Source organism: Mucilaginibacter sp., from assembly GCF_028287845.1.
Classification (GTDB): domain Bacteria; phylum Bacteroidota; class Bacteroidia; order Sphingobacteriales; family Sphingobacteriaceae; genus Mucilaginibacter.
This window is the reverse complement of record NZ_JAQBOW010000061.1, coordinates 1-11,845: the sequence shown is the minus strand read 5'-3', so window position 1 is coordinate 11,845 and position 11,845 is coordinate 1. Positions and strand designations below refer to the sequence as shown.

Sequence of the window (11,845 nt, the reverse complement as noted above, 5' to 3'; positions counted from 1 at the left end):
GGTATTCCCGATTTTAAAATGGAGAAATGGGTTATCGATCGTCGTTTGGAAGTAATGGAAAAAGACGGTGTTGTATTTAAAACCAATACCGAAGTAGGAAAAGATATAGCAGCTGATGAATTGGTGCGTAACAATGATGCCGTGGTTTTAACAGGTGGCTCAACTATTCCGCGCGATCTTCCAATTCCCGGTAGGGAATTAAAAGGCATCTATTTCGCTATGGATTTCCTGAAACAACAAAACAAACGTGTAGGTAATTCAAAATTTACCGACGAAGATATATTAGCCACGGGCAAAGATGTAGTGGTAATAGGTGGTGGCGATACGGGGTCTGATTGCGTGGGCACATCAAACCGCCAGGGTGCAAGCTCTATTAAGCAGTTCGAGGTAATGTTTCAGCCGCCAGAGCAACGTACACAACATATGCCATGGCCAACCTATCCAATGGTGCTTAAAATAACCAGCTCACATGAGGAAGGTGTTGACCGTTACTGGGGCGTTAATACAGAAGCGTTTTTAGGTGATGAAAATGGCAACCTAAGAGCATTAAGAGTTACTGATGTTAGCTGGGAGGTTGATGTAATGGGTCGCCCAATGAAGTTTAATAAGGTTGAGGGTTCTGAGCGCGAAATACCATGTCAAAGGGTTTTCCTGGCGATGGGATTTTTAAATCCGCAATATGTTGGTATGCTGGAAAGCCTGGGCGTTGAATTGGATGCACGCAAAAATGTAAATGCTAAAGAAGGCGTTTACCGTACCAACGTAAGCAAGGTATTTGCAGCAGGCGATATGCGCCGCGGGCAATCATTGGTTGTTTGGGCAATATCAGAGGGCCGTGAATGCGCCCGTAAGGTTGACGAATTTTTAATGGGACATTCCATATTAGAGAGTAAAGACTCGGTAAACCAGTTCGACCAGGTTTTTGATTCGTAACTCTTTAACCCCCTGAAGGGGGCACAAATATTATCATCCTCTTTCGTTTTGTGCGGGAGAGGATGATTTTTGTTATAATTACTATTTATAAAACCTATTTATCACAATGCAAATTAAAACTCAAATTCAATTCAAAGACTATTTGAAATTGCAATACACGTTAAGCTATCAAAGCTTTTTTACATTGTTTTCGACTTGTTTGGTGGTTATTGCATTTATAGTCTCTTTTCGGCAAATTTTGGAGGGTGCTGCGGATGACGATACGATATATTGGTTGATTTTTTTGGGAGCATATATTTTTTTGAGGCCAGTTGTCACTTATTTTGCCACAAAAAAGAATTTTAATACACACCAAATTCTAAGAGAAGAAATTATATATGAATTTTTACCCGATAAATTATTAGTAACAACTTCGTATTCAAATTCTGAAATACCGTGGACTAAAATGTATAAAATCAGGGAATTAAAAAAATGGTTTTTGATATATCAAAGCAATAGAACAGCAAATTTGATTTCTAAAAACTTTTTAACCGATGAACAAATACTTCAATTACGAAGCCTATTCAAAAGCATCCAAGGGATAAAATTAAAATTGAAATCAAAATAATTACTTCTCGCCAGGATTTTTCTTCCCTGCATTCAATTTCTCTACCATTTTAACCAGCCTTTCGTGACGTGTTTTTTCCTGCTTAGCGGTTAATATCCACAGCACATATTCCTTTTTGTTGGAGTAAGATAGCTGCTGATAAAAAGCCATGGCCTGTGGCGAGTGCTGCAACGCTTCAAAGATTTCGGCCGAGAGTTTTATTTGTTTGTTATCAACGTCTATAAATTCGCTGTATTCGTTTTTTCGGATACTTTTCTTACTGCCACCTGAAAGTTTTGATTGTCCTTCAGGTCTAAAACGTAAGGCCGTCCATATTTCATTAATAGCAGCCGACGAAACCGGCCTTAGATTGTATTCTTTACATATATCCCAACTGCCCATCATTTCAAGATCACTGTCAATACCAGAGTTTTTCTTAGGATAAGTGATCCAGAATACTGCATCGTGCTTTAATACAGGTGCTATGATGGTTAGTGATAACGTCAACTCGGTAGTATCTCTTACGAATAGTTGTACGCCATCAAATTGTCCTTTAGGTTCAAAAAATATTTCAATATCAGATAATGGCCCAAGTGTGGCAAGGTAATTATCAGGCGTGTTAAATAACAACCAGCGTTTGCCGGGCTTTATCTGTAGTTTTTTTGCGAGGGCACTCATTTTATCAGTTTTGTGAGCCTTACGAAATTTTAGAAACTTCGTAAGTCTTTTATAGTCTTGACATTACAACTATCAACCAATAGCCAATTTAGCAAAGAAATCCCATAAAACAATACCTGCGGATACTACTATATTAAAAGAATGCTTAGTACCAAACTGTGGTATTTCTATACAAGTATCAATAAGCTGCATTACCTCATCACTCACACCATTTACCTCGTTGCCAAATATCAAGGCATATTTTTCATTTTTATCAGGGGTAAACTCATTAAGCATCACGCTGTTTGCAGCTTGTTCAATGGCAATTATACGGTAGCCGTCTGCACGTAATTGTTTAACCGCTTCAACTGCATCTGCATGATAGGTCCAGTTAACAGATTGTGTAGCACCCAACGCGGTTTTTTCAATTTCGCGGTGCGGAGGCTGCGCTGTAATGCCACATAAATATATCTGTTCAACAGCAAAACCATCAGATGTGCGAAAAATTGAGCCAATATTATGCATGCTGCGCACACTATCCAATACCACTGCAACCGGCAGTTTCACCTGCGCTTTAAATTCGGTTACCGATGCGCGGTTAAGTTCGTCTAGTTTTAATTTGGTAAAACCGTTGCTCATAACCGGCCCCCTACAACAGAATATTCATTATAAATACCTACACCATTACCTATTAATGAACTGTAGATGGATGGAGCGTAGCCAATTTTATTAGTGTAGTAAGTACTTAACTCCAAGCTGAAATTTTCAAACTCTTCCTGTTTTACTAATGCTATTGCGCAACCGCCGAAACCGGCACCTGTCATTCGCGCGCCCACTACTACAGAGTTGGTTTTGGCATAGGCTACTACGGTATCCAATTCTTTACCACTTACTTCGTAGAGGTCGCGTAAAGAGTCGTGCGAGGCATACATTAGTTTGCCAAATTCGGCCAGGTTATTATTTGCTAATGCATTGGCAGCTAATTTAACCCGGTCATTCTCTTCAATAACATGTTTGGCCCGTTTACGCACTACCTCATTGGTTATTAAATGTTTGTATTGTTTAAAAGTAGCGGTATCAATATCGCATAAATAATTAATATCAAGTTCCTGTTTAAGTGCAGTTAATGCTGTTTGACACTCCTCAACACGCTCATTGTATTTTGACTCGACCAGCTTGCGCGATTTATTGGTGTTGATAACTGCAAGCACGTAATTTTTGATGTTGCTATTAACCAGCTCATAATCTAAGGTATCGCAATTTAATACAATGGCTTTATCCTTCTCGCCAAAGGCTACCGCGAACTGGTCCATAATGCCGCAATTCATCCCGATGAAATTATTTTCTACTGATTTAGCAATTTTTACCAAATCAAGTTTAGAATAGCCGGTATTGAATAACTCATTTAAGGCAAAAGCAGTAACTACCTCAATAGATGCCGACGATGACAAGCCTGCACCAATAGGGATATCACCAAAATACAACATATCCAATCCATGTAATTCATGGCCGTCTTTTAAAAAATGATCAATTACACCAAGCGGAAAGTTAAACCATCCATCGCCAATTTTTTGATAGTTACTTTGTAATGGAATATCTGGTGCTTCATTAAAATTAGAACTTCTGAAACGAAAAACACCATCCTGGTTAACGGCTATAAGCAGGTAAGTGCCAAATGTTATAGCGCAGGGCATAACCAGCCCGCCATTATAATCAATATGTTCGCCTATCAGGTTTATACGTCCGGGCGAAAAGTAGGCGCTTTCGGCTTCTTTATTATATATATCACTAAATTTTTGCGATAAACCGTATTTCATTTCAGGCTATTTTTATTGATAAACAAATAAACAGAAAAGTTACTGACTTGTTAAGCTATATTAGTATAAAATTTAATATTAAACCCATGGATCAATACCTGATTACCGGATACGACTATACCGACGATGGAGCATTTGAACGAAGAATGAATGTAAGGCCCCACCATTTAGATGGCGTAAGAGAACTTAAGAAAAAGGGCAATTATATTATAGGCGGCGCTATGCTAAATGAACAAGGTAAAATGATAGGCTCTACAATGATACTGCAGTTTGAAAATGAAGAAGAATTAGAAGCGTGGAAACGTAACGAGTTTTATATCACTCAAAAAATTTGGGAATCTGTAGATATAAAGCCATTTAAAGTTGCCGATGTTTAATAAAAAACAGCTATAAGTAATGTATAGTTGTTTTTATTGTTGCTTGACTACTGCACCCGTTATAAGATTAACAAAATAAACAGTACTGTTAAGTGTTAAAATAGCTAAACTGCTGCCGTTGAAAGTTAATGCGCCGGCAAAGCTAAAAGCACCTTTTTTTGGCGTGCTTCCGCTTATAGCAGCAGTTGCTGTACCACCGGTTATACCTGCGGGAGTGGTGGCTGTAGCTTTTGTAATAATTAAATTTTTAATAACGATATCAATATTTACGGTGCCATTTTTCGTTGTATCAGCCTTAAGTTTAAAATTGCCGGTGCTTTTGTAAGTTCCGTTAATTGCATAAACGGTTGCAGTTGGCGTTAAGCCGGCAATTGTAAAATTAGAGCTGCCGCTATTAGTTATAAACACTTTCGGGCCATTAAAATAGCCGGCATAAGTAAGGCTGCTGGTTACATTATCAGGCTGGTTGTTGGTATTGCAATTAAGCTTATTGGTAAATTTTTCTTTATAGGCATAGGTGGTTTCTGCAGCAGACGCGCTTTGACGTGATGCGGAATCTATTTTAGTAATACCACAACCAGAGGAGTTGGAAAATAACGCTTGCGAACTCAACGCTACATCTGATTGAGTTGTAGTAAGGCCACTTGAATTTGATGCTAATGAACTACCAATAATGTTGGCGGCATCTTCAACAGAAACATCTGCTGTTGATGAGACACCTAGCTTTTTACAGGAAGCAAATGCTAAAAAAATAAATGGGATTAGAAGCAGTAGGGGCTTTTTCATAATCTTTTAATATTAGGGGTAACAATAGTTAAAGTCTAAAATTAAAATATTTATTTGTCATTACATTAATATGACATTGCAATTTTTGAACAATTTTTGAACAATAATTGAAATTTTTTAACAATAATGGAGCAGATTGCGGTTATATACGATTTGGATGATACAATTTTATCTACACGGAGCATTCCTGAGTCGACATTTGAGCCGGTATTTGATGCAATTCGTTTAGCTAATAATGGCAGGCTGTCTAATGATATACTCGAAATTGCCTTCACTGCGCTATGGCGGCAACCTATGGATAAGGTTGCCTTGGCCTATGGTTTTAACGAGCAAATGGTTGATGCCTGTAGAACAGCTTTAATTAACACCAATTATGAGTTGACAATTTCTCCGTTTGATGACTTTACTGTAATTAAAGAAATTAGAGGGATGCGAATGTTGGTTACAACTGGTATAACCAAAAACAGGCTAAAATAAATGCATTATTTAAAGATGGTGATTTTGATGAGATACTAATTGATGACCCATACTATGAGAATCGTTTAGGAAAAAAGAAAATATTTGCCATGATAGCTCAACGTTACAAACTTAATATGAATCAGGTCTGGATTGTTGGCGATAACCCTGAATCGGAAATAGCGGCAGGTAATGAGTTAGGGATGAATACAGTACAAATACTTCGCCCCGGCATTTTGGAATCTGGCAAAGCGCATTACACTATCCAATCCTTTCATGAATTAAAAGGATTGATCAATAAATAAAAAAGGATGCTGTGTTTTATTGCAGCATCCTTTTTTATTTATGCCCGTTTTAATTTAAGCGGGGGATATACTATTAAGTACTTCCATGTCTTCTTCAGTCAATTCAACCGAAGTGGTTTTCATATTCTCTTCCAAATGCTTAACACTTGAAGTGCCGGGTATTAACAGAATATTATCAGCATGATTTAATAACCAGCTTAACGCAACCTGGTGAACAGTAGCATTGTGTTTATCAGCAATTGTTTTTAGTTTTTCCTGTGCTGCTACATTACCTGCATTAAGCGGGAACCACGGAATAAAGGCAATGTTGTGCTCTTTGCAATAATCTAACACCGGTTCCCATTTACGGTTATCAACGCTATACATATTTTGTACCGATACCACTTCAAAATATTGTTGCGCGTTTTTAATGTCATCAACACTAACCTCTGATAAACCGATGTGTTTTATCTTTCCATCCTGTTGTGCCTTTTGTAAAAACTCAAATGTTTTTTCTGCGGGTACATTTGGGTCTATACGATGTAGCTGATACAAGTCTATCCAGGCAAGTTTTAAACGTTTTAAGCTGCCTTCCAAAGCTTCTTTTAAATGCTCCGGACTTGCATCGATGGGCCATTGGTCAGGGCCGGTTCGGGTTAGCCCGCCTTTGGTGCCAATAACCAAGCCGGCCGGGTAGGGATAAAGTGCTTCGGCTATTAATTCTTCCGAAACGTAAGGGCCATAGCTATCAGCCGTATCAATAAAGTTTACGCCCAGCTCAACAGCGCGTTTTAATACGCGGATAGCTTCATCTTTATCATTTGGTGGTCCCCAAATACCTTTACCGGTAATGCGCATAGCGCCGTAGCCCATGCGGTTAATTTCCAAATTACCCCCTATACTAAAAGTCTTTTGGTATGTTTTAATTGTAGATGCCATAATGTAATTAGTTACTTAATTTATGGTAAAGTAACAGGTATTATGGTATATTGTTCGTTACAAGTAAGTCATCTAAAATAAAATTACCCTTTAATTACACGCTGTATCTCGTCAAGTTTCATCAGGGCCTCAACCGGAGTAAGGGTATTTACATCGAGGTTATTTAGTGTATCACGAATCTTTACCAACACCGGGTCATCAATGCTAAACATTTGCATTTGCACCGCCTGTTTTTGCACTTTGCGGATGCTATCTTTTATATGTTCGCCGCCGGTGCGTTCATTTTCCAGCTTTTTCAAAATTTCATTAGCGCGTGATAAAACTTTTTGCGGCATACCTGCCAGTTTTGCTACGTGTATACCAAAACTATGCTCACTACCACCCGGCACCAGTTTGCGCAGGAATATGATCTGATGACCAATTTCTTTAACAGTTACATTGTAATTTTTAATACGGTTAAAGCTGTTGCTTAGTTCATTGAGTTCATGATAGTGGGTTGCAAACAGTGTTTTGGCTTTTGTTGACGGATGATTATGCAGATACTCGGCTATAGACCAGGCGATGGAAATGCCATCATAAGTGGATGTACCGCGACCAATTTCATCTAACAATATCAAACTCCTGTCTGATAAATTATTGAGGATACTCGCTGTCTCGTTCATCTCCACCATAAAGGTTGATTCGCCTGATGATAAGTTATCAGATGCGCCAACACGTGTAAATATCTTATCCACCAAACCCAGTGACGCCGCTTTTGCGGGCACAAAACAACCCATCTGCGCCATCAGCACAATTAGCCCGGTTTGTCTTAAAAGCGCCGATTTACCCGCCATGTTTGGCCCGGTAATGATAATGATCTGTTGCGTTTCCGAATCCAGAAAAACATCATTGGTAATATATTCGTCGCCCTGCGGCAGGTTCTTTTCTATTACGGGATGACGGCCGCCTTTAATATCAATTACCTTACTGTCATTCATTTCGGGTTTGACGTAATAGTTTTTTATAGATATTGTGGCAAAATTTAACAGCACATCCAATCTGGCTATCAACTGAGCGTTTAGCTGGATGGGTTTAATAAATTCGGCCAATGCATATAGCAAATCGTTGTATAATTTGGTTTCCAGCGCTAATATCTTTTCTTCGGCACCAAGTATTTGTTCTTCGTACTCCTTTAGCTCTGGTGTGATATAGCGTTCGGCATTTACAAGGGTTTGCTTGCGTATCCATTCGGTCGGCACCTTCTCGCGGTGACTATGCGTAACCTCCAGGTAATACCCAAACACATTATTAAACGATACTTTCAACGATGGTATGCCGGTACTTTCTGCCTCGCGTTTTTGAATTTCCAGCAAGTAACCTTTTCCGCCGAATGCGATCTTGCGCAGGCGGTCCAGTTCCTCGTTAATGCCATCATTCATTACCGAACCTTTAACCAGCATAACCGGTGGCTCGGGGTGCAGTTCGCGGGCTATCTTTTCGCAAATGAGTGTGCAGGGGTTCAATTGTTCGCCAATAGCTTTTAGTGGCAGACTTATAGATTGCTCGCACAGTTTTTTAATGGACTCTATAGCTATCAACGCCTTTTTAAGCTGGCAAACCTCGCGTGGATTGGCTTTTTGAAGACCGACCTTTGATACGAGCCTCTCCAGGTCACCAATTTGGCGGATGTATTGTTGCAGCTCTTCGCGCAGCTCTTCTTCGCCTATCAGGTATTCAACCACGCCCAGGCGGTCGTTAATCGGTTTGATCTCTTTTAGGGGCATTACAATCCACCTACGTAACAGGCGGGCACCCATTGGGGAGCAGGTATGGTCAAGCACATCAACCAAAGTCATTGCGTTTTCGTTGGCCGATCCAATCAGTTCTAAATTACGTACGCTGAAACGGTCAAGCCACAAATATCTGTCTTCTTCAATCCGGCTGATGGCGGATATATGCTGCAGGTTGCGATGCTCTGTTTCATTCAAATAATGCAGCGCAACGCCGGCAGCCACAATACCCAGGTTTAGCTTATCTATACCGAAGCCTTTTACAGATTTAACACCGAAGTGCTTCAGTAAGGTTTCATGCGCATAATCGCCGCTATAGGGCCATTCATCAAGGGTATAGGTATAGTAGCGGTCGCCGTAATATTCTTTAAACTCGCTTTGGCGGCTTTTTGGGTAGATAATTTCGCTGGGGGTAAAGCCTTGCAGCAGCTTATCAATATAATCGCTGTTGCCTTGCGCGGTCAGGAACTCGCCGGTTGATATATCTATCAGGGCAATGCCAATGCTATTCTTCTCAAAGTATAACGATGCCAGGTAGTTGTTGCTTTTTTGATTAAGTATGCCGTCATTAACTGCAACGCCGGGAGTCACCAATTCGGTCACGCCGCGTTTTACAATGGTTTTGGTGGTTTTTGGATCTTCCAGTTGATCGCAAATGGCAACACGCTGACCGGCACGCACCAGCTTGGGTAAATAGGTATCCAGCGAATGGTGCGGGAACCCGGCCAGCTCAATAAACGTAGCCGCGCCGTTACCGCGGCGGGTAAGCGTAATGCCTAAAATGCCCGAGGCTTTGATAGCATCTTCACCAAAGGTTTCGTAAAAATCGCCTACGCGAAACAGCAGCAAAGCACCGGGGTACTTCGTCTTAATGGTATTGTACTGCTGCATTAAGGGTGTTTCTTTGGTAGCGTCTTTTGCCAAACGGTTATTCCTTTTTAAGTAAATGGTAAAGTTAATGCATTGAACGGTGTTTAGCAGGATTGTTGAAAATTTAGAGAAATGTGGATAGCCCGCCCAACTTATATCTTGTTACACAAATTTATGTAACAAAATGTAACAAGTGAAACAAGATTTTGAGCTAAAATATTGTTTATAAGATAATTGTGAAAAAGTGATGTAACAAAATGTAACAACTTATTCGTCAGTAATTATAAGTATAATTTATGTTTATATGTTTGATAATCAAATAATTGCAAATTGCCTGATTTGGAAGTGATGAAACAAGATGGTGAATACATAAAACACCCGCTTCCACGTCAATCGCGAGCATAGCGTGGCGATCTCTGCACGCCAGGTCAATCGTTTACCTGTCGTGTAGGGATCGCCACACTCGTACCTCGTTCGCTATGACGCGGGGCGGGAATAGAAAATACAATTTCAGCTACCCTGGCCGTTCCTGTTTTTTTAATAATTGCCATGCAAGCTGAACATTGAAAACATACAAACCATAAGCATCAACCAGAATTCCGGATGGCTTTTATGAAAAGGTCTCTCAGAAAACAAGTTAGTCATAGAAAGCAACATTAGTGTCATGCACAGTAATGCCAAACCATAGCAAAGTGTTAACTTCTTTTTTGTGACGATCATTTGTCTGGCAGTCAATATGTTAATTGACCAATGTAAATGTAACTTATATGGCCAACAAAAAGAAAATGCTCATCAATGTTTTCAGAGCAAACGCATTAAAATAACTCAAAGCGTATCGCATATATAAGGAGGCTCCGATGGAGCCAAAATAGGGTTTGTCTGTTCTTTCTATAAACAGGGAGCTCCTCCGGAGCCAAATTTGCTGAAAACAAAGTGGACATTTGACTCCAGAGGAGTCACCTGTTTATAGATATAAGCTATAAAGTTAGACAGGCTCCATGGGAGCCCCCTACGATGTGTATAATTGTTTGCCCTGTCCTGCGCCTACCTGAAGAATTGCTATAAAAATAAAGCGTTCCCATATCGGTCTATAGGTTCATTTAGTTTTTTATTAAAAAAATATTTTATCAATTGGATAAATGATAAAAATTTGTAATTTCGTGTACGTACACGAAAATTGTTTTTTATAATATTCAATCGAAACATTTAATAGATGATAAAGATATTTAATGGTAAAATTATTACTCCCTACCGTATAATTCCTAATGGAACAATCTTAATTAAAGATGGAATAATTGTGGAAGTTGCTGCCGGAGATATTGAAATTGAAGGAGCAACAGAAATAGATGCAAAAGGTAAATTTGTTGCTCCGGGTTTTATAGACCTGCATATACATGGCGGTGGCGGGCATGATTTTATGGATTGCTCTGAGGCCGGTTTTTTAGAAATTGCAAAAACCCATGCTAAATATGGCACCACAGCCATGTTGCCAACAACTTTATCAAGCGGAAAGGAAGATTTGCTGCAAACCATAGAAACGTATAAGCGGGCAGATGAAAAAAATACCGCCGGATCTCAATTTTTAGGTTTGCATTTAGAAGGACCGTATTTCGCCATGAACCAGCGCGGTGCTCAGGACCCACGCTTTATCCGCGATCCTGATCCGGAAGAATACCGGGAAATACTATCCAATACTACGGTTATTAAACGCTGGAGCGCGGCTCCGGAATTAAAAGGCGCAATTGAGTTTGGCAGATATCTATTATCAAAAGGTGTATTGCCGGCTATAGCACATACCGATGCAATTTATGAAGAAGTAGTTGATGCTTTTGAAAATGGATATACATTGGCAACGCATCTTTATTCTGGCATGTCTGGTGTAACGCGCAGAAATGCTTTCCGTTACGCGGGTGTAATAGAAAGCGCGTTTATTATTGATGCCATGGACGTTGAAATTATAGCCGATGGCATTCATCTTCCGCCGCCATTATTAAAATTAATTTATAAAATAAAAGGACCTGACCGTATAGCGTTGATCACGGATGCTATGCGTGCTGCAGGTATGCCGCCCGGCAATAGTATTTTAGGCAGCAAAAAAAACGGTATGGGTGTAATTGTAGAAGATGGTGTTGCTAAATTACATGATCGTTCTGCATTTGCAGGAAGCGTTGCAACCGCCGACAGGCTTGTGCGAACTATGGTTAAAATGGCTGATATCCCTTTAATAGAAGCCATACGAATGATTTCCATGACGCCGGCAAGAATTATAGGAGTAGCCGATAAAAAAGGTTCGCTGGTTGCCGGAAAAGATGGAGATGTGGTAATATTTAACGACGATATTGAAATAGATACAACTGTGATAAAAGGAAAA

12 protein-coding genes are annotated in these 11,845 nt (G+C 39.8%); 6 read left to right on the top strand and 6 right to left on the bottom strand.

What is annotated here, in order from left to right:
- Together JWP71_RS05485 and JWP71_RS05480 are read left to right on the top strand one after the other, a co-directional pair.
- On the top strand, nt 1-933 hold a 933-nt coding region (locus JWP71_RS05485; RefSeq protein WP_299497765.1), incomplete at its 5' end, for a glutamate synthase subunit beta.
- Between the two features lie 106 nt (nt 934-1,039).
- Complete coding sequence (locus JWP71_RS05480; RefSeq protein WP_299497764.1) at nt 1,040-1,540, top strand: YcxB family protein; 501 nt, start codon at nt 1,040-1,042, stop codon at nt 1,538-1,540.
- Here JWP71_RS05480 and JWP71_RS05475 read toward each other — a convergent pair whose 3' ends face one another.
- The 3 genes from JWP71_RS05475 to JWP71_RS05465 all read right to left on the bottom strand — a co-directional run bounded on the left by JWP71_RS05475 (nt 1,541) and on the right by JWP71_RS05465 (nt 3,993).
- A complete protein-coding gene (locus JWP71_RS05475) occupies nt 1,541-2,197 on the bottom strand; it encodes a YdeI/OmpD-associated family protein (RefSeq protein ID WP_299497763.1) in 657 nt (218 codons plus the stop codon).
- Between the two features lie 72 nt (nt 2,198-2,269).
- Nucleotides 2,270-2,815, bottom strand: a complete 546-nt coding sequence (locus tag JWP71_RS05470; protein WP_299497762.1) for an RNA methyltransferase — start codon at nt 2,813-2,815, stop codon at nt 2,270-2,272.
- A complete protein-coding gene (locus JWP71_RS05465; protein ID WP_299497760.1) occupies nt 2,812-3,993 on the bottom strand; it encodes a galactokinase in 1,182 nt (393 codons plus the stop codon). Before JWP71_RS05465 ends, JWP71_RS05470 begins: the two co-directional genes overlap by 4 nt.
- Before the next feature lie 86 nt (nt 3,994-4,079).
- On the opposite strand from JWP71_RS05465, the gene JWP71_RS05460 reads away from it, so the two are divergent.
- Nucleotides 4,080-4,370 (top strand): YciI family protein, encoded by a 291-nt coding sequence (locus JWP71_RS05460; protein WP_299497758.1) that lies wholly within the window; start codon nt 4,080-4,082, stop codon nt 4,368-4,370.
- Nucleotides 4,371-4,403: 33 nt separating this feature from the next.
- Here the strand turns inward: JWP71_RS05460 and JWP71_RS05455 are convergent, their stop codons facing one another.
- Nucleotides 4,404-5,156, bottom strand: coding sequence for a hypothetical protein (locus tag JWP71_RS05455; RefSeq protein WP_299497755.1), 753 nt, complete (start codon nt 5,154-5,156; stop codon nt 4,404-4,406).
- 126 nt (nt 5,157-5,282) lie between these two features.
- Here JWP71_RS05455 and JWP71_RS05450 point away from each other — a divergent pair, with 126 nt between their 5' ends.
- Together JWP71_RS05450 and JWP71_RS05445 are read left to right on the top strand one after the other, a co-directional pair.
- Nucleotides 5,283-5,633: a hypothetical protein gene (locus JWP71_RS05450; protein WP_299497754.1), complete on the top strand. Its 351-nt coding sequence runs from the start codon at nt 5,283-5,285 to the stop codon at nt 5,631-5,633.
- 89 nt (nt 5,634-5,722) lie between these two features.
- Nucleotides 5,723-5,917: an HAD hydrolase-like protein gene (locus JWP71_RS05445; protein WP_366143519.1), complete on the top strand. Its 195-nt coding sequence runs from the start codon at nt 5,723-5,725 to the stop codon at nt 5,915-5,917.
- Between the two features lie 54 nt (nt 5,918-5,971).
- Here JWP71_RS05445 and JWP71_RS05440 read toward each other — a convergent pair whose 3' ends face one another.
- Together JWP71_RS05440 and mutS are read right to left on the bottom strand one after the other, a co-directional pair.
- The gene (locus tag JWP71_RS05440; protein ID WP_299497752.1) at nt 5,972-6,835 is read right to left on the bottom strand and encodes an aldo/keto reductase; all 864 of its coding nucleotides are present in this window, start codon (nt 6,833-6,835) and stop codon (nt 5,972-5,974) included.
- An 83-nt stretch (nt 6,836-6,918) separates the two neighbouring features.
- Nucleotides 6,919-9,528: a DNA mismatch repair protein MutS gene (gene mutS / locus JWP71_RS05435; protein ID WP_299497750.1), complete on the bottom strand. Its 2,610-nt coding sequence runs from the start codon at nt 9,526-9,528 to the stop codon at nt 6,919-6,921.
- 1,159 nt (nt 9,529-10,687) lie between these two features.
- Here mutS and nagA point away from each other — a divergent pair.
- The coding region (gene nagA / locus JWP71_RS05430) for an N-acetylglucosamine-6-phosphate deacetylase (protein WP_299497748.1) at nt 10,688-11,845 on the top strand (1,158 nt) is incomplete at its 3' end.

Bases quoted from the DNA above. Each gene is read 5' to 3' on its own strand.
- JWP71_RS05480 (WP_299497764.1), top strand. From the start codon at position 1,040: ATGCAAATTAAAACTCAAATTCAATTCAAAGACTATTTGAAATTGCAA.
- JWP71_RS05475 (WP_299497763.1), bottom strand. From the start codon at position 2,197: ATGAGTGCCCTCGCAAAAAAACTACAGATAAAGCCCGGCAAACGCTGG.
- JWP71_RS05470 (WP_299497762.1), bottom strand. From the start codon at position 2,815: ATGAGCAACGGTTTTACCAAATTAAAACTAGACGAACTTAACCGCGCA.
- JWP71_RS05465 (WP_299497760.1), bottom strand. From the start codon at position 3,993: ATGAAATACGGTTTATCGCAAAAATTTAGTGATATATATAATAAAGAA.
- JWP71_RS05460 (WP_299497758.1), top strand. From the start codon at position 4,080: ATGGATCAATACCTGATTACCGGATACGACTATACCGACGATGGAGCA.
- JWP71_RS05455 (WP_299497755.1), bottom strand. From the start codon at position 5,156: ATGAAAAAGCCCCTACTGCTTCTAATCCCATTTATTTTTTTAGCATTT.
- JWP71_RS05450 (WP_299497754.1), top strand. From the start codon at position 5,283: ATGGAGCAGATTGCGGTTATATACGATTTGGATGATACAATTTTATCT.
- JWP71_RS05445 (WP_366143519.1), top strand. From the start codon at position 5,723: ATGATAGCTCAACGTTACAAACTTAATATGAATCAGGTCTGGATTGTT.
- JWP71_RS05440 (WP_299497752.1), bottom strand. From the start codon at position 6,835: ATGGCATCTACAATTAAAACATACCAAAAGACTTTTAGTATAGGGGGT.